Source organism: Microbacterium ureisolvens (assembly GCF_019511645.1).
In the GTDB taxonomy this organism is placed as follows: domain Bacteria; phylum Actinomycetota; class Actinomycetes; order Actinomycetales; family Microbacteriaceae; genus Microbacterium; species Microbacterium ureisolvens_A.
The window spans coordinates 160,041-176,486 of record NZ_JAEUAX010000005.1 but is presented as its reverse complement, the minus strand read 5'-3'; the positions used below and the strand labels follow the sequence as shown (position 1 = coordinate 176,486).

Genomic DNA, 16,446 nt, shown 5'->3' with positions numbered 1-16,446 from the left:
AGAGCCCCGCGCTCACCCCCCGCGGCCGGACGTGGCGGCAGGCTCCGGCACGTGCAGCCGTGTGAGGAACCGGTCGGTGCCACGAGGGATGCCACGGCGATCGCCGAGCGAGACGAGCACGGTGACGAGGACCGCGACCGGGACGGTCCACGCGGCGGGCTGCTCGAGGAACGGCCGCAGGGCGGGCAGCGGCCCGGCGACGAGTCCGCCGCCCAGGATCGCGACGCCGGAGAGCACCGCACCGGTGAGCATGCCGGCGATCGCGCCACGGGCCGTCAGCCCTCGCCACCAGATGCCAAGCAGGAGCACGGGACACAGGGTCGACGCGGTGAACGCGAAGACCAGACCGACGCTGCCGGCGAGTCCCGCGGGCTCGGTGGCCAGTGCGACGATGAGCGGCACGAACGACGAGATCACCGCGGCGATGCGGAAGCCCCGCACGCTGCCGCCGAGCAGGTCCTGGCTGATCACGCCGGCGAGCGACACGACCAGGCCCGACGATGTCGACAGGAACGCCGCGAACGCCCCGGCGATGACGAGGGCGGTCAGCACATCGCCGAGCGGGCCGGAGATCAGCCGCCCCGGCAGCAGCAGGATGAGCGCGTCGGCGTCCCCCGACTGCGCGAGATCGGGCGCGAACGCGCGCCCGAGGAAGCCGAACGCGGTGGGGAACAGATAGAACACGGAGAGCAGCACCAGCACGATGACGGTCGTGCGGCGCGCGGCGACGCCATCGGGGTTCGTGTAGAACCGCACGAGCACGTGGGGGAGCCCCAGGGTGCCGAGCAGCAGCGCCACCATGAGCGACACCGTGCGGTAGACCTCCAGGTCGCCCGGGCCGGCGCTGGGCGGGAACGCCTCGACCGGCGGCAGCGCGGGCGGCACGTCGCCGACGAGGAGCAGGATCGCCACCACCGGGATCGCGAGGGCGGTGAGCTTCAGCCAGAACTGGAACGCCTGCACGAACGTGATCGAGCGCATCCCGCCGGCGGCGACGACCACCGCGACGATGATCGCGACCGCGAGCGAGCCCACCCACGCGGGAAGCCCGGTCGTGATGCGCACCGTGAGGGCGGCGCCCTGCAGCTGCGGCACGATGTAGAACCAGCCGATGACGATCACGAGGGTGCTCGTGACCCGCCGTGCCCACAGCGATTCGAGCCGCGCCTCGGTGAAGTCGGGGATCGTGTACGCGCCCGAGCGACGCAACGGCGCGGCGACGAACAGCAGCAGCATGAGGTACCCGGCTGTGTACCCGATCGGGAACCACAGTGCCGACGATCCCGTGAGCAGGATCAGCCCGGCGATGCCGAGGAACGACGCCGCCGACAGGTACTCGCCGCCGATGGCCGAGGCGTTCCACCACGGCCGCACCGTGCGGCTCGCCACGTAGAAGTCGCTCGTCGTCCGCGAGACGCGCAGCCCGTAGAAGCCGATGAGCGCCGACGCCACCGCCACGCCGGCGATCGCGAAGTACCCGATGGCGGCGTTCACTCGTCCTCCGCGAGCGCCCGGTAGCGCGCCTCGTTGCGCGACGCTGCACGCACGTACAGCCCGCCGACCGTGATCGCGAGCGGGTACACCCCCGCCCCCAGGAGCAGCCACGACAGCGGCACGCCGAGGACGAACGTCGTGTCGAGCTCCGGCACGAGTGCGACGGCCAGCACGAAGAGCGCCGTCGCGACCACGAATCCGAGGGCGAACACGATCCCGAGCCGCAGCTGCGAGCGGATGAGCGAGCGCACGTACACGCCCGCGATGTCGCTCGTGGGCCCCCCGTCCGCCTGAGGCGACGCGGAGCGGACGGATGCTGCGCCCGAGCCCGCCTGCGGAGCGGTCACGCGCACCCGGCCAGGGGCGGGCGGATGACCGTCCGTGTGCACGTCGCCGCCGCCGGCCGTCATGAGCGCGGCCGGATCGTCGCCGACTCGAGCCGTTCCCGCAGCGCCGGCAGGCACCGCCGGCTGACGGGGAGCTCCGCCGCGCCGACCGTGACGCTGGGGTGGTCGCCGGCCAGGCGCAGCCGCGCGAGGTGCGGGATCGCGACGAGGTACGAGCGGTGGATGCGCACGAACGTGTCGGCCCATTGCCGCTCGAGATCCGACATCGGCACCCGCACGAGGTAGCTCGCCTCCTCGGTGTGCAGCCGTGCATAGTCCCCCTGAGCCTGCACGTACCGCACCTCGTCGCGACGGATCATGCGCGTCGTCCCACCGAGGGTCACGGCGATGAGCTCGGCTTGCGCGGCGGCGGCAGCATCCGTCGCGGGCGCGGCCTGCGCTTTCATCGCCTCGATGACGCGCGTGATCGAGCGGTGCAGGCGCTCCGTGCGCACGGGCTTGAGCAGGTAGTCGACCGCGGCGAGGTCGAACGCCTCCAGCGCGCTCTCCTCGTCGGCGGTCACGAACACGAGGGCGGGCCGCCGCTCGAACCGCTGCAGGGCGCGGGCGAGATCGAACCCGCTGAGGCCGGGCATGTGGATGTCGAGGAAGGCGGCGTCGACGCGCTCGCGCGTGAGCAGCCGGATCGCCTCGGCGCCCGACGACGCCTGGTGGATGATGCCGATCCGGGGGTCCTGCCCGAGCAGGAACGCCAGCTCGTCGATCGCGGGCTGCTCGTCATCGGCGATGAGCACGGAGATCACGCCTCGCGCCTCCCCTCGCCGCGCTCGAGGGTCGCCGTCGCGCGGACGGGTCCCGTGGATGCCGCGACCCGTCCGGGCTGCGACTTCGGCACGCGCATCCGCACCAGCGTGCCCGCACCCACATTCGTCTCGACGACGAGGCCGTGCTCGTCGCCGTAGACCTGCCGGAGCCGGGCATCGACGTTGCGCAGCCCCACATGCTGGCCCGGGGCGCCGCCGGCGAGCGCGCGCTCGAGCACGACCGGGTCGATGCCGACGCCGTCGTCCTCGACGCTGATCTCGGCGAACGCCCCCTGATCGGATGCCTCGATCGTGATGCGTCCGCCGCCCTCCTTGCCCTCGAGGCCGTGGCGCACCGCGTTCTCCACGAGCGGCTGGATCGAGAGGAACGGCACCACCGTCGACAGCACCTCGGGGGCGATCTGCAGCGTCACCTTCAGCCGGTCGCCGAACCGGGCGCGCTCCAGCTTCAGGTAGCTGTCGATCGAACGGAGTTCCTCGGCGACGGTCGTGAAGTCCCCGTGCCGGCGGAACGAGTACCGCGTGAAGTCGGCGAACTCGAGCACGAGGTCCCGTGCCTTCGCGGGGTCGGTGTTGATGAACGAGGCGATGGCGTTGAGCGAGTTGTAGATGAAGTGCGGGCTGATCTGGGCGCGGAGCGCCCGGACCTCGGCCTCGGCGAGCGCGGCCCTCGAGGCGTCGAGCTCGCCGAGCTCCACCTGGGCGGCGACCCAGTCGGCCACCTCGCCGGTCGCCCGCACGAGCCCTGCCCGCACGCGCGGCGCGAAGGCGACGATGGCCCCGGCGGGCGCCCCGCCCGCGAGGATCGGTGCGGCCACGGCATCCGTCTCCCGTTCGCCGACCCGGGCCCGTCGCTGCATCTGCGTGCGACCGGACGCGCGGGCCTCGTCGGCGAGGCGGCCGGCGATCTCGCGCAGGGCCTCGTCGCCCTCCATCGTCACCTGCCCGGCAGCGTCTACCAGAGCGAGCGTCTCGCACCCGAGGAGCGCCTTGAGGTGGCGGCCGGCGCGCGTCGCGTCGCCCTCGGAGATGCCGCCGCGCAGGTGCTTCGCAGCGCGGCTCGCGAGGTGAAGCGTCTGATACGTCGCCTGCTCGACGTCGGTGCCGAGCTCCTTCGATGCCACCACGATGCGCCGGAGCAGGATCACGACGCCGACCGCGAGTGCCCCGGCGAGGACGCCGGCGGCAGCGGCGAGCAGCATCGACTCGGGCATGCGGCCAGCGTAGCCGTCGTTCGTCGCCGGGCGGCCGCCGTTCGTCGCACCATGGGCGCCGCTCACCGACGACGAACGGCGACGGCCCCCCGTCCCACCCGCCGAGGACGAGCATGGTCGCACTGTCAACGCAGCGGCGCGGCCGACGGGCGTGCCGACCCCCCTCGAAGGAGAGACGCCATGGGCAACGAGGCCCCGAGCGCCGGGACGAACCTCGCAGAGGTCGACTACGGCGCGGTGCAAGCATCACCCGAATTCCAACGACTCCGGCGCACGCATCGGAGCTTCGTCTTCCCGGTGCTGGGCGCGTGCCTGGCCTGGTACTTCGCGTACGTCCTCCTGGCCAGCTACGCCCACGACTTCATGTCGATCCGGGTGTTCGGCAGCGTCAACGTCGCGATGCTCCTCGGCATGGCGCAGGTGGTCACGACCTTCGCCGTGACCACCTGGTACGTCCACTACGCCAACAAGCGCCTCGATCCGCTCGCGGAGGAGATCCGCGACGAGATCGAGATCGGCGAGTTCGAGACCCGCGAGTTCGAGAAGGAAGAGGAGGCGCGCTGATGCGATCCTTCACGGCAGCGGCGACCACCTCGCCCGGCGAACCCTGGCTCAACATCGCCATCTTCGGCGCGTTCGTCGCGGTCACCATGGTGATCGTGTTCCGCGCCAGCCGCAACAACAAGACCGCGGCGGACTACTACGCCGCGGGGCGCTCGTTCACGGGCGGCCAGAACGGCTCCGCGATCGCGGGCGACTACCTGTCGGCGGCCTCGTTCCTCGGCATCGTCGGGGCGATCGCGATGACGGGCTACGACGGATTCCTCTACTCCATCGGCTTCCTCGTCGCATGGCTGGTGGCGCTCCTGCTCGTCGCGGAGCTGCTGCGCAACACCGGCAAGTTCACGATGGCCGACGTGCTCTCGTTCCGTCTCAAGCAGCGCCCGGTCCGTATCGCGGCGGCGACCACCACCCTCGTCGTGTGCTTCTTCTACCTGCTGGCGCAGATGGCGGGCGCCGGCGGCCTGGTCTCTCTGCTGCTCGGCATCGGCGACCAGCTCGGCCAGGCCGTGGTCATCACGGTGGTGGGCGCGCTGATGATCCTGTACGTGCTCATCGGCGGCATGAAGGGCACCACCTGGGTGCAGATCATCAAGGCCGTGCTGCTCATCGCGGGCGCCGGCGTCATGACGGTGTGGGTGCTCGCACTCAACGGGTTCGACTTCTCGGCGCTCCTCGACAAGGCCGTGGCCGTCGCCGAGAATCCCGCCATCCTCGACCCGGGCATGAAGTACGGGGTGTCCGACACCTCGAAGGTCGACTTCCTGTCACTGGGGCTGGCGCTGGTGCTCGGCACCGCGGCACTGCCTCACGTCCTGATGCGCTTCTACACCGTGCCGACGGCCAAGGAGGCCCGCAAGTCGGTGGTGTGGGCGATCTGGCTGATCGGCATCTTCTACGTCTTCACGCTCGTGCTCGGCTACGGTGCCGCCGCTCTCGTCGGTCCGGCCGTCATCGCGGCAGCCCCCGGCGGCCCGAACTCGGCAGCTCCGCTCCTCGCCTTCTCGCTCGGCGGTCCGCTCCTGCTCGGCCTCATCTCGGCGATCGCCTTCGCGACGATCCTCGCGGTCGTCGCCGGCCTCACGATCACCGCCGCCGCGTCGTTCGCGCACGACATCTACGCGTCGGTCGTGAAGAAGGGCAAGCCCGCACCGGGCGCCGAGGTCAAGGTCGCGCGCCGCACGGTGGTCATCATCGGCATCGTGGCGATCATCGGCGGGATCGGTGCGAACGGTCAGAACGTCGCGTTCCTCGTGGCCCTGGCGTTCGCCGTTGCGGCTTCGGCGAACCTGCCGACGATCGTGTACTCGCTGTTCTGGAAGCGGTTCACCACCAAGGGCGCGTTGTGGAGCATGTACGGCGGTCTCGCCTCGGCGATCGTGCTCATCGTCTTCTCGCCGGTGGTCTCGGGCTCCGAGACGTCGATGTTGAAGACCGACGCGATCGACTTCGCCTGGTTCCCGCTGTCGAACCCGGGCATCGTCTCGATCCCGCTCGCCTTCTTCCTCGGATGGATCGTGAGCGTGCTCGACAAGACCTCGGAAGACCCGAAGAAGCAGTCCGAGATGGAGGTCCGCTCGCTCACCGGGATCGGTGCGGAGAAGGCGGTCAGCCACTAGCGCAGAGGGCAAGAGTAAGGGCCGGTCGGAGAGGCTACCGACCGGCCCTTTTCCCTTGCACCAAGAGTGTCCTGCAATCACATGCCGGTAGCTGCCACAGCAAAACAGCTACCGTGCACGTCACTCTATAACGGTGAGGTAACGCTCACAAGGGTTCGCCGTGATCTTTTCGTGATCTTTTCACGCGCGCTGCCCTCAGGCGCCACGAGGTCGCGGGGCGGCCTCGGGGGCGGGCGGGGGATCGGCCACAGGATCCCCTGGTCGAGGCGGCAAAGTGAAGGGCCGGTCGGAGAGGCTACCGACCGGCCCTTTTCCCTTGCACCAAGAGTGTCCTGCAATCACATGCCGGCAGCTGCCACAGCAAAACAACTACCGTGCAAGCACTCTATAACGGCCAGATAACGCTGGCAAGAGCCCGTTGTTATGTTTTCGTGATCGATCGCCTGGGACCCGCAGGTCGCCGCTTCGCCCGACCTCTTGACCGCGGCACCCAGATGTGTACAGTGTGAACATACGCACTCGCACACTCGGAGGCTCCGATGCAGAGCACGACTCAGAACGCCCTTCCCCCCGTCGTCGATGCCGAGACATGGCGGCGTGAGCTCGCTGAGCTCCGCGTGCGGGAGAAGGCCGCGACGCGGGAGCTCGATGCCATCGCTGCTCAGCGCCGGCGGCTGCCGATGGTCGAGATGCCCGACTACATGCTCATGGGGGAGTACGGTCCGGTGCGGCTCGTGGACGTCTTCGAGGGCAAGTCCCAGCTCATCGTCTACAACCACATGTGGTTCGAGGGCAAGCAATGGCACTGCCCGGGCTGCACCGGCTACACGTCCCAGTTCACCCGGCTCGAATTCCTCGACGCGTACGATGCCCGCTTCGTGATCGTGACGCAGGGGCCGATCGACGAAGCGCTGGAGTACAAGGAGCGCACGGGCAACCGCATGGACTGGTTCTCCACCGCCGGCAGCACGTTCGGCGCCGACGTGGACGCCCCGGCCGGGGGCGGGTTCGCCGTCAACGTGTTCCTGCGCCACGGAGACACCGTCTACCGCACCTGGCACACGAACGGCCGCGGTACCGAGCAGCTGAGCCACACGTTCCCGCTCATCGACGTGCTCCCCTACGGGCGCCAGGAGGAATGGCAGGACTCGCCGGAGGGCTGGCCGAAGCGCGACGCATACGCTGGGTGGTTCACGTCGCAGCAGGTCGCGGAGCTGTACGGGCCGGGCGCTCACACCCATGCCTGACGAACGGATGCCGCACCCCGCGACTGCGGCCGGGGTGCGGCATCCGTGTGGATGAAGGCGACTGATCAGTACCAGTCGGTGGCCTGCGAGTGTCCCCAGGCGGCGCAAGGGGTGCCGTACGAGCCGGCGATGTAGCCGAGACCCCAGGCGATCTGCGTGGCCGCGTTGGTCTGCCAGTCGGCGCCTGCGCTCGCCATCTTGTTGCCGGGGAGCGACTGCGGGATGCCCGTCGCACCGCTGCCGGAGTTGTAGGCCTGGTAGTTCCAGCCCGACTCCTTGGTCCACAGCGACTCGAGGCACGAGAACTGGTCGTCGCCCCATCCGTACTGCGAGGCCGCCATCTGGCGCGCGGTCGCCTTCGCGCCTTCCGGCGTGTTTGCGGCGGCGAGCGCGGCGGCTGCCTCGGCCTGGCGCTGCGCTTCGGCGGCAGCGGCGGCGGCAGCAGCGGCGGCCGCCTCTTCGGCGGCCTTCTTCTCCTTGGCGGCGACGAGGTGCTCGCGGAGCTCGGTCACGCGCGCCTTCACCGTCTCGGTGGCGTCGGTCACGTCTGCGGCGAGTCCCGGAACCAGGAGAACCGGAACCACCTCGAGCTTCGAGAGCTGGTCCGCGGCCTGCTCGAGGTCGGTGGTGTCGACCGACGTGTCGGCGAGGCCGAGGTCGAGGCCTGCGGCCGCGATGTCGGTGGCGATCGAGGCGGCGTCGCTGAGTGCCACGCGGGCCGCAAGGAGGGAGCCCTGCGCGTCGACGCGGATTTCCCGGAAGGAGTCCGCGGTGGCTTCCGGAGCGGCAGCCGCGGCGATGGCCGACGCGGCCAGCGGCGCTGCTGCAGCCAGGGCTGGAGAGGCGAGTGTGAGGCCCGTCGTGAGGAGGACGCCGAGAGCGGCTCCGGTGGCGACGGCGGGCACGAAGAAGCGGCGGCGGGAACGGCGGGCGGGCGTAGGTGACTGGTCTGAATGCATGACGAACGTACGATCCTTCGGGTTTCGCGCCGCGGGTATCGGCGCCCGTGCGCCTTCGGGTCGGACGCACAAGTCCCCGAGTCTGCCTCATCGCGTCTGGACGGTTCCCGGTCGTTTCCTGGACGGAACGTGGGAGAGCTTTTGCGGGAAAGGCCTGATCGGAGAATGAGAAACCTCTCACGAGCGCCACCTGATCAGGCGCTGGATGCCGGTCGGGCGCAGCTGCCGGGCTGCACGCGGCAGGTCGCAGCATCCGTCAGCGAGGCCGTGGCGTGGGTATTCCGCGCGCCGTCGGCAGACCGCTAGCGTTGCGCTCGACGGGCACGGCGTGGTGCGGTGCGTCGTCGATCGCGCACGACACTTGGCGAAGGAGAGACCCATGGCCACATCGTCCGCAGCAGACATCGTGAAGGCCGTCGGCGGCGCCGGAAACATCGAGAGCCTCACGCATTGCGCGACCAGGCTCAGATTCCAGCTCCGCGACGCCTCCGGCGTCGACACGAAGACCGTCGAGGCGATCCCGGGAGTGATGGGGGCCGTGCCGCAGGCCGGCGAACGCTTCCAGGTCGTCATCGGCGGCGGCGTGCAGAACGTCTACAACGACATCATGGCGCTGCCCGAGATGGCGGGCGGCGGGGCCGCAGCATCCGATCCCGACGACATCGACGCCATCAAGGCGCGCGAGCGGGCCAAGGGCGTGCGCGGCAAGGTGGCGTGGATCGACTCGCTGTTCGAGTTCCTGTCGGACTCGTTCCGCCCGATCCTGGGCGCCCTGCTGGGCGCCTCGTTCTTCATCACCTTCATGGCGCTCATGGCGACGCTCGACGTGATTCCGGACTGGAACGCGCCGGGCGTCACGCTCGATCCGTCGTGGGCCTTCATCAACCTGATGTGGCAGAGCGTCTTCGTCTTCCTGCCGCTGATGGTCGCCTACAACGCGACGAAGAAGGTCGGCGCCGACCCGTGGGTCGGTTTCGCGATCATGGCGGTGCTCATGCTCCCGGGCTTCACCGCGCTCGCCCAGGACGTCGAGCCGACGGCGCTGTTCGGGATCGAGGCCGCGCAGGTCGCGATCGTCCCGGTCTTCGGCATCCCGATGCCGATCGCGAACTACAGCTCGCAGGTGTTCCCGCCCCTGCTCATGGCGGCGGTGCTGGGTCCGCTGTACAAGCTGCTGCGGAAGATCATCACCGCCAACCTGCAGCTCATCTTCGTGCCGTTCTTCGCGATGCTCATCATGATGCCGCTCACCGCATTCGTGATCGGGCCGATCGGCGTCTACGTCGGGGCGGTGCTGGCCCAGGCCCTCGCCGCGATCAACAGCTTCTCGCCGTTCATCTTCGCGATCGTCATCCCGCTCGCGTATCCCTTCATGGTGCCGCTCGGGCTGCACTGGCCCATCAACGCGATCATGCTCCTCAACATCCAGACTCTCGGGTACGACTTCATCCAGGGACCGATGGGCGCGTGGAACTTCGCCTGCTTCGGCGCGACCGCCGGCGTGCTCATCCTGTCGCTGCGACACCGCGACACGCAGATGCGGCAGACGGCGACCGGTGCGCTGGCGGCGGGACTCCTCGGCGGCATCTCGGAGCCGTCGCTGTACGGCATCCATCTCCGGTTCAAGCGCATCTACCCGCGCATGCTCGTAGGCTGCTTCGTCGGCGGCCTCACGATCGGCATCGGCAGCCTCCTGATGGGCCTGGAGAACGGCGTCACCACCCAGGCCTTCGTCTTCACGTCGCTGCTGACCATTCCGGCGTTCCAGCCGACGGGGCTGTACGCGATCGCAATCGGCCTGGCGTTCTTCACGTCGATGTTCCTGGTGTTGTGGTCCAACTTCCGCACACCCGAGCAGCAGGCCGAGTTCGAGGCGGCGCGCGACGCGGCCGAGGCCGCCGCGGCCGCCGAGCACGTGGCGCCGGCGGTCGTCGAGGCGAGCGAGCCCCGCGCGATCGATGCGTCCGATGCGGCCCCGGCTGCGGCCGCCGTCCCGATGGCGACCGCGGTGCTCGAGAAGGCGTCGATCGAGGTGCTGTCGCCGCTTGCGGGCAAGGTCGTGCCGCTGTCGGAGGTGCCCGACCCGGTGTTCGCCGGCGGGGTGATGGGGCCGGGGGCCGCCGTCGAGCCGGTGGGCGACACGGTGTTCTCGCCCGGCGCGGGCGTGATCGCGGCGGCCCAGCCGACCGGGCACGCGTTCGGGATCGTGCTGGACGGCGGCGTCGAGCTCCTGATCCACGTCGGCATCGACACGGTCAATCTCAAGGGCGAAGGGTTCGACGTGAAGGTGAAGAACGGTGACCGCGTCGAGCTCGGCACGCCGCTGGTCACCTTCGACCGCGCGGTGATCCAGAAGGCCGGCTACCCGCTCATCACCCCCGTCATCGTGCTGAACGCCGACGACTTCGGCGAGGTGTCGCCGGTGCTCGAGGGCGACATCGCCGTCGGCGGCTCGCTGATCACGGTCGACCAGAAGGAGTAGGAGACGCGGATGCTGCACCCGGCGTTCTCGCCGGGTGCAGCGCATGCCATACCGGGGCGGCATCCCAGTGATGGAACATGCCGCCATCACGCTGACGCGACCCGGTGGCACGCCAGGGCTTCCGCGCTCGGCGACCGGGGACCGCCGCACGTGGCGAGGCAGGCGACGAGTGCCCGGGTCGAGACATCCGCCGGCTCATGACCGCTCGCGGACCGGTGAGCATCGGGATCGCGGTGGATGTCGGAGCCCCCTGGCACACTGGACACATCGATTACCGAGTGCCCGCGGTGCCGATGCTCTCGCCGAGCGGCGAAGAGCACCGCCGATCTGAGGGGCACACCTGTGGACGACCGCGAGCGACAGCTGAAAGAGAACGCGCTCGTCGATGCCATCGCCGACGACTGCGCATCCATTCGCGCTGCCATCGCGGTGGAGGAGTCACGCCTGGTCTGGCGGCTCGCCGACGCATGGGCGCTGGCGGAGGAGCAATCGTCGCGAAGCGCCTCAGCCGACTCGCGACGGCGAGACATGCCGCTCCGATGCATCGCGTCGCAGATCGCGTCCGGCACCACACGATGAAGACCGAGACCGACTGGACCGTGCACCAGTTGCCCGGGGGAGACCTCCAGTGGAGCAGTCCGAGCGGCCGGACCTACCTGGAGCGGGCACCGCGTGTCGTCTTCGTCGCGGAACCCGCCCCATTCTGAGCAGTGCTCAGACTCAGCAGGTGTGGTGCACCTCAGCGAGCCGGTAGACGGGCGTCGGAATTCCCTCGTAGCGGGCCTTGAGCTGGAGCGCGAGGTAAAGCGAGTAGTGACGCGACTGATGCAGGTTGCCGCCGTGAAACCACAGGCCTTCCTGCTGCGTGGGCTTCCACATGTTGCGCTGCTCGCCCTCCCACGGCCCGGGGTCCTTCGTGGTGTCGGAACCGAGGCCCCAGACCTTGCCCACGGTGTCGGCGACTTCGGGACTGACGATGTCGGCGACCCAGCCGTTCATCGAGCCGTACCCGGTGGCGTAGACCACCAAGTCGGCGGGGAGAACGGTCCCGTCGCGCAGCACCACCGCGTCCTCGGTGAGATGGTCGACATCGCCGTGGGCGAGGGCGACGCTGCCGTCGGCGACGAGCTCCGCGGCCCCCACGTCGATGTAGTAGCCCGAGCCGCGGCGCAGGTACTTCAGGAACAGGCCTGAGCCGTCGTCGCCCCAGTCCAGCCGGAACCCGGCGTGCTCGAGACGCTCATAGAACTCGCGGTCCCGCTCGGCCATGCGCTGGTACAGCGGGATCTGGAACTCGTGCATGATCCGGTACGGCAGCGACGCGAAGATGAGGTCGGCCTTCTCGGTGGTCACCCCCGCACGCAGCGCGCGCTCGGAGTATAGGTCGCCGAGTCCGATGTCCATGAGGGTGTCGCTCTTGACGATGTGGGTCGAGGAGCGTTGCACCATGGTCACGTCGGCGTCGGCCTCCCACAATGCGCCGCAGATGTCGAACGCGCTGTTGTTCGAGCCGATCACGACGGCCTTCCTGCCGCGGTAGGCGTCGGGTCCGGGATGGCGACTCGAGTGGTGCTGGTCGCCGCGGAAGACGTCCTGCCCAGGGTAGACCGGCACGTTCGGCTTCCCCGACATCCCGGTGGCAAACACCAGCTGCGTCGGGCGCAGCAGGAGCGGCTCGCCGTCCCGCTCGACGTGGACCATCCATTCCCTCGCCTCGTCGTCGTAGGAGGCCGAGATCGCCGTCGTGCGCGACCAGTAGGGCACTTCCATCACCCGGGTGTAGAACTCGAGCCAATCGGCGATCTTGTCTTTCGGGGCGAACACCGGCCAGTTATCGGGGAACTTCAGATACGGCAGGTGGTCGTACCAGACGGGGTCGTGCAGGGCCAGCGACTTGTATCGCCCGCGCCACTGGTCGCCTGGCCGGTCATGGGCATCGATCACCAGGGCGGGCACGCCGAGCTGTCGCAGTCTCGCGCCGAGCGCGATGCCTCCCTGACCGCCGCCGATCACGAGCACGTAGGGCTGCACGGTCGTGCCGAGCTCGGCCTGCTCGCGTTCACGGCGTTCCGCCCACGTGACGCGCTCGCGGTCTGCGCCGTGCTGCGCGCCGCGCGGGCGCAGGTCGCCACGGGGCTCCTCGTAGCCGGTGAGTTCGAACAGCGTCGTGAGGAAGGTCCAGGCCTTGAACTCCCCGTCCTCCTCGCGCAGGCGCACGAGCCCGCGCCCGCGCCCCACCGAAGTGTCGAAGGTGAACCAGGCCGAGACGACGCCGTCGTCCTGCGCCGGCGGTTCGCTCACCGCGAAGCCCGACGCTGCGACGCGGTCCAGGTTCGCGGCGAGCAGGTCCTCGACACCTGCCGGATCCTCGACGGTCGTGATGTTCCACGTGAAGGCAACGAGGTCGCGCCAGAACGATCGGGCGGCGAAGAGAGCGGCCGCGTCGGCCACCGCCCGTGTGCTCAGGGCGGTCTCGAACCGCTGGAACCATGCCTCTGCGATGGCCTGCGGCGAGACCGTCGGGGTGATGGGTGGGGAAAAGGTCTCGACGTCGTCGATGGTGCGGGTCATGATGGCCTCCTTGCGATCGTCCCGTGACGACGAGTGAACCCCGCCGGCGGACGCGGCGGAACGGTTGCAGCGTGTTGCAGTACGCAAGCCGCCGCGTCTACTCTTCACGGCAGGAGGTACCGATGGCGGCACCCTTCCCCGGGATACGCGCCGACCTCGACGAGAGGGCACGGACCCTTCGCCGCGTTCACGACGCGGTGATCGGCGGCGCTGCTCCGCCCGAGGCGCCGCGGCCGGTGGTGGCGCGATCGTGGCGCCGCGTGATCGGCATGGGGGTGCAGCCCTCGGGCCTCAACGGCCGCTGCGTGTCCGATCTGGGGCAGCTCGAGCGCCTGCGCCAGATGTCGCCACTGCGGCACGTGATCGACGACATCCGCGGCGTTCTCGTGGGGTCCGCGGAAGCCGCCGACTACGTCGTTGTCGTGACGGACGCCGGCGGCACCGTGCTCTGGCGGGACGGCTCACCGCGTGTCCGAGCGACCGCGGACCGGCTGGGATTCGCCGAGGGCGCCCTGTGGACCGAGGAGCAGGTCGGCACCAACGCCATCGGCACCGCGCTCGCAGAGGCGACGCCGGTCGAACTCTTCGCGGGGGAGCACTTCGAGCAACAGCAGCATCCCTGGTACTGCAGTGCGTCACCGATCCACGATCCGCGCACCGGCGAGCTCATCGGCGTCGTCGACGTGAGTGGTCCGGCCCTGACCCTGCATCCCGCGATCGCTCCGCTGGTGACCTCGTCCGCACGGATCGCCGAATCGTCACTGTGGAATCGCCATCAGGCGCAGCTCGAGCGACTGCGCCACGCCACCGCCCACCTGGTCCGCACCGGTCCCGCACTCGTGGTCGACGACGACGGCTGGGTCGCCCATCAGGTCGGCACCACGTCGCGGGCACGCATCGCTGCACCGGCGTCGGGCGTCCCCATCGCGGTGCCCGGAGTGGGCATCTGCATACCCGAGCAGCTACCTCACGGCTGGCTCGTGCGCCCGTCCGGCTCGCGCACCACCCTGCGGGCCGAGCTGCGAGGAACGCTTCTCGAGGTGTACGCCGACGGCGAGCCTTGGCGGCTGGCGCTGACGCCCCGGCACGCTGACATTCTCCGGCTGCTCGCCGCTGCCGGCCCGCCCGGCCTCACCGCCAGGCGGCTCAGCCTCGCCGTTTTCGGCGACCCGGATCACGAGGTGTCGGTGCGTGCCGAGGTGTCACGCCTGCGCCGCGCCGTGGGGGCGGTGATCGCGACGGCGCCCTACCGGATCGCCGATGGCGTGCAGTTCACTGTGGCCGATGCAGAGGACGCCGCGTCGAGGCATCCACCCGCCTGATCGCGGCCGCGAGCGGAGCCCCGGGCGGGACGGCTACGCCTTGCGGTGCGCGGCGTAGTACGCGAGAAGTGCTCGGGTCGAGGCATCCTGTGCCGCGATCGCGGCCTCGTCGCCCTCGATCGCCGGCGCGATCTGGAGGGCCAGCTGCTTGCCGAGCTCGACGCCCCACTGATCGAACGAGTTGACGCCCCAGATCACGCCCTGCGTGAAGGTGATGTGCTCGTACAGCGCCACGAGCTGGCCGAGCACGGCGGGCGTGAGAGCCGGCGCGAAGATCGACGTCGTCGGCTTGTTGCCCGCGAAGGTGCGCGCCGCGACGAGGGCGCCCGTGGTGCCCTCGGCCTCCACCTCAGCGGCGGTCTTGCCGAACGCCAGCGCCTTGGTCTGCGCCAGGAAGTTCGACAGGAACAGCCCGTGCACGTCGCGGCCGCCGTCTTCGAGCGCATACGCGGGGTTCGCGAACGCGATGAAGTCGGCGGGGATGAGCCGGGTGCCCTGGTGGATCAACTGGTAGAAGGCGTGCTGGCCGTTCGTGCCGGGCTCGCCCCAGAACACCTCGCCGGTGTCGGTCGTGACCGGGGAGCCGTCCCAGCGGACGGACTTGCCGTTGGACTCCATGGTCAGCTGCTGCAGGTACGCGGCGAAGCGCGAGAGCTGCTGCGCGTAGGGGAGCACGGCGTGCGACTGCGCGCCCAGGAAGTTGGAGTACCAGACATTGAGCAGGCCCATCAGCACCGGCACGTTGCGCTCGAGCGGCGTGCCCGCCACGTGCTCGTCCACCGCGTGGAAGCCGGCGAGCAGCTCGCGGAACACGTCCGGGCCGAGCTCGATCATGAGCGACAGGCCGATGGCCGAGTCCACCGAGTAGCGGCCGCCCACCCAGTCCCAGAAGCCGAACGCGTTGTCGGTGTCGATGCCGAACGCGGCGACCTTGTCTAGAGCGGTCGACACGGCGACGAAGTGGTGGGCGACAGCATCCGTCTTCGCCGCGTCCGAACCGTCGATCGCGCCCGACTTCTCCAGGGCGGCCCACAGCCAGTCCCGCGCGAGGCGGGCGTTGGTCAGCGTCTCGAGGGTCGTGAAGGTCTTCGACGCGACGATGAAGAGGGTGGTCTCGGGGTCGAGGTCCTTGGTCTTGTTCGCGATGTCGAACGGGTCGATGTTCGACACGAAGCGGGCGTGGATGCCCGCGGTGGCGTAGGGCTCGAGCGCGGCCGAGATCATCACGGGGCCGAGGTCGGAGCCGCCGATGCCGATGTTGACGATGTGCGTGACCTTCTTGCCGGTCACGCCCTTCCACTCGCCCGAGCGCACGCGGTCGGCGAAGGCGGTCATCGCGCTGAGGACCGACTGCACGTCGGCGTCGACGTCCTGGCCGTCCACGACGAGTGCGGGCTGCGCGCCGGCGGGGCGCCGCAGCGCCGTGTGCAGCACCGCGCGGTCCTCGGTGGTGTTGATGTGCTCGCCCGCGAGCATCGCGGCGTAGCGCTCGGCGACGCCGGTCTGTTCGGCCAGTCGCACCAGTGCGGCGAGGATCTCGTCGGTCACGAGGTTCTTCGACAGGTCGACGTGCAGGTCGGCGAGCTCGAAGCTCAGGCGCTCGGCGCGGCGCGGATCGACGGCGAACCAACCGCGCAGATCGGGGGCGAACGAGTCGCGGATCGAGCTGAGCTCGGCCCAGGCGGACGTGGCGGTGGCATCGATGGGAGCTGTCACGCACCCCAACGTACCCGCGCCGGTGACCCTCGTGGTTACGTGTTGCTCACCGGCGGACCGCAGGCATTGTGAGGCGACGGTCCCGCCAGA

The 16,446-nt window shown here is 69.8% G+C and carries 13 protein-coding genes; 6 read left to right on the top strand and 7 right to left on the bottom strand.

Going from position 1 to position 16,446, the window contains the following annotated elements; genetic code table 11:
• Nucleotides 1–12 precede the first annotated feature (12 nt).
• The 4 genes from JNB61_RS11025 to JNB61_RS11010 are packed head-to-tail and all read right to left on the bottom strand — an operon-like array spanning nucleotide 13 to nucleotide 3,879.
• Nucleotides 13–1,494, bottom strand: a complete 1,482-nt coding sequence (locus JNB61_RS11025; protein ID WP_220339643.1) for a sodium/solute symporter — start codon at nucleotides 1,492–1,494, stop codon at nucleotides 13–15.
• Nucleotides 1,491–1,904 carry a hypothetical protein gene (locus JNB61_RS11020; protein WP_220339642.1) on the bottom strand — a complete coding sequence of 138 codons (414 nt, stop codon included), beginning with the start codon at nucleotides 1,902–1,904 and terminating at the stop codon, nucleotides 1,491–1,493. Before JNB61_RS11020 ends, JNB61_RS11025 begins: the two co-directional genes overlap by 4 nt.
• The gene (locus tag JNB61_RS11015; protein ID WP_220289115.1) at nucleotides 1,901–2,644 is read right to left on the bottom strand and encodes a LytR/AlgR family response regulator transcription factor; all 744 of its coding nucleotides are present in this window, start codon (nucleotides 2,642–2,644) and stop codon (nucleotides 1,901–1,903) included. The genes JNB61_RS11020 and JNB61_RS11015 overlap by 4 nt, the downstream gene beginning before the upstream one ends.
• Nucleotides 2,641–3,879, bottom strand: coding sequence for a sensor histidine kinase (locus tag JNB61_RS11010; RefSeq protein ID WP_220289114.1), 1,239 nt, complete (start codon nucleotides 3,877–3,879; stop codon nucleotides 2,641–2,643). The genes JNB61_RS11015 and JNB61_RS11010 overlap by 4 nt, the downstream gene beginning before the upstream one ends.
• Before the next feature lie 180 nt (nucleotides 3,880–4,059).
• On the opposite strand from JNB61_RS11010, the gene JNB61_RS11005 reads away from it, so the two are divergent.
• The 3 genes from JNB61_RS11005 (at nucleotide 4,060) to JNB61_RS10995 (ending at nucleotide 7,306) form a co-directional block, all read left to right on the top strand.
• A complete protein-coding gene (locus tag JNB61_RS11005) occupies nucleotides 4,060–4,443 on the top strand; it encodes a DUF485 domain-containing protein (RefSeq protein WP_220289113.1) in 384 nt (127 codons plus the stop codon).
• Nucleotides 4,443–6,059: a solute symporter family protein gene (locus JNB61_RS11000; RefSeq protein ID WP_220339641.1), complete on the top strand. Its 1,617-nt coding sequence runs from the start codon at nucleotides 4,443–4,445 to the stop codon at nucleotides 6,057–6,059. The genes JNB61_RS11005 and JNB61_RS11000 overlap by 1 nt, the downstream gene beginning before the upstream one ends.
• A 539-nt stretch (nucleotides 6,060–6,598) precedes the next feature.
• Complete coding sequence (locus tag JNB61_RS10995) at nucleotides 6,599–7,306, top strand: DUF899 domain-containing protein (protein WP_220289111.1); 708 nt, start codon at nucleotides 6,599–6,601, stop codon at nucleotides 7,304–7,306.
• 65 nt (nucleotides 7,307–7,371) lie between these two features.
• On the opposite strand, the gene JNB61_RS10990 is transcribed toward JNB61_RS10995, so the two are convergent.
• Entirely contained in the window at nucleotides 7,372–8,265 is an 894-nt protein-coding gene (locus tag JNB61_RS10990) for a phospholipase (RefSeq protein ID WP_220339640.1), read from the bottom strand.
• A 379-nt stretch (nucleotides 8,266–8,644) separates the two neighbouring features.
• Here JNB61_RS10990 and JNB61_RS10985 point away from each other — a divergent pair, with 379 nt between their 5' ends.
• Both JNB61_RS10985 and JNB61_RS10980 read left to right on the top strand, forming a co-directional pair.
• Entirely contained in the window at nucleotides 8,645–10,747 is a 2,103-nt protein-coding gene (locus JNB61_RS10985; RefSeq protein WP_220339639.1) for a glucose PTS transporter subunit IIA, read from the top strand.
• A 342-nt stretch (nucleotides 10,748–11,089) separates the two neighbouring features.
• The gene (locus tag JNB61_RS10980; protein WP_220339638.1) at nucleotides 11,090–11,326 is read left to right on the top strand and encodes a hypothetical protein; all 237 of its coding nucleotides are present in this window, start codon (nucleotides 11,090–11,092) and stop codon (nucleotides 11,324–11,326) included.
• A 141-nt stretch (nucleotides 11,327–11,467) separates the two neighbouring features.
• Here JNB61_RS10980 and JNB61_RS10975 read toward each other — a convergent pair whose 3' ends face one another.
• Entirely contained in the window at nucleotides 11,468–13,318 is a 1,851-nt protein-coding gene (locus tag JNB61_RS10975; protein ID WP_220339637.1) for a flavin-containing monooxygenase, read from the bottom strand.
• Nucleotides 13,319–13,440: 122 nt separating this feature from the next.
• On the opposite strand from JNB61_RS10975, the gene JNB61_RS10970 reads away from it, so the two are divergent.
• A complete protein-coding gene (locus tag JNB61_RS10970) occupies nucleotides 13,441–14,640 on the top strand; it encodes a GAF domain-containing protein (protein WP_222855354.1) in 1,200 nt (399 codons plus the stop codon).
• Nucleotides 14,641–14,673: 33 nt separating this feature from the next.
• On the opposite strand, the gene pgi is transcribed toward JNB61_RS10970, so the two are convergent.
• The gene (pgi, locus tag JNB61_RS10965; protein WP_220339636.1) at nucleotides 14,674–16,356 is read right to left on the bottom strand and encodes a glucose-6-phosphate isomerase; all 1,683 of its coding nucleotides are present in this window, start codon (nucleotides 16,354–16,356) and stop codon (nucleotides 14,674–14,676) included.
• Nucleotides 16,357–16,446 lie beyond the last annotated feature (90 nt).

What these genes read in the sequence shown, in the direction of transcription:
- JNB61_RS10995 (WP_220289111.1), top strand. Translation starts at nt 6,599, where the DNA reads ATGCAGAGCACGACTCAGAACGCCCTTCCCCCCGTCGTCGATGCCGAG.
- JNB61_RS10985 (WP_220339639.1), top strand. Translation starts at nt 8,645, where the DNA reads ATGGCCACATCGTCCGCAGCAGACATCGTGAAGGCCGTCGGCGGCGCC.
- JNB61_RS10990 (WP_220339640.1), bottom strand. Translation starts at nt 8,265, where the DNA reads ATGCATTCAGACCAGTCACCTACGCCCGCCCGCCGTTCCCGCCGCCGC.
- JNB61_RS11010 (WP_220289114.1), bottom strand. Translation starts at nt 3,879, where the DNA reads ATGCCCGAGTCGATGCTGCTCGCCGCTGCCGCCGGCGTCCTCGCCGGG.
- JNB61_RS10975 (WP_220339637.1), bottom strand. Translation starts at nt 13,318, where the DNA reads ATGACCCGCACCATCGACGACGTCGAGACCTTTTCCCCACCCATCACC.
- JNB61_RS10970 (WP_222855354.1), top strand. Translation starts at nt 13,441, where the DNA reads ATGGCGGCACCCTTCCCCGGGATACGCGCCGACCTCGACGAGAGGGCA.
- JNB61_RS11000 (WP_220339641.1), top strand. Translation starts at nt 4,443, where the DNA reads ATGCGATCCTTCACGGCAGCGGCGACCACCTCGCCCGGCGAACCCTGG.
- JNB61_RS11005 (WP_220289113.1), top strand. Translation starts at nt 4,060, where the DNA reads ATGGGCAACGAGGCCCCGAGCGCCGGGACGAACCTCGCAGAGGTCGAC.
- JNB61_RS11020 (WP_220339642.1), bottom strand. Translation starts at nt 1,904, where the DNA reads ATGACGGCCGGCGGCGGCGACGTGCACACGGACGGTCATCCGCCCGCC.